We start from the raw sequence: 293 nt of genomic DNA, 5'->3' as shown, positions 1-293 counted from the left end.
CAAATATATCTAAAGCCAAAAATATGAGTGATCAAAAAACGCCCCAGTTCATAAGAGTTATTCATATGAATTCTGCAGATACAGAAGCCAATGATGTTTATGAAGAAGAAAAAAACTTTAATGTTTCAACGCCTGAGGTTGCGCAGCCAGTAAATAAGCTACCTGTTGTTTTTCAGAGTCGTGCGGGGCTAACCCGTGCTGCTGGCGATCCTCCTGCTAGTATAACATTGGGTGATGGGGCATCTGTAGTCAGAGAGGCATCTATTGCGATAGGTTCGAAGTATGATCCGAAA

1 protein-coding gene is annotated in these 293 nt (G+C 41.6%); it reads left to right on the top strand.

The window, feature by feature from the left end; genetic code table 11:
- Positions 1-65: 65 nt before the first annotated feature.
- Positions 66-293 (top strand): hypothetical protein (locus ACFIJQ_RS08810; RefSeq protein ID WP_375629963.1); only part of this gene is annotated, 228 nt, incomplete at its 3' end.

The organism is Bartonella sp. TT67HLJMS, from assembly GCF_042193375.1.
Lineage (GTDB): Bacteria > Pseudomonadota > Alphaproteobacteria > Rhizobiales > Rhizobiaceae > Bartonella > Bartonella grahamii.
Note: the sequence above shows the minus strand (reverse complement) of the source record. Positions and strands in the feature narration are given on the sequence as shown.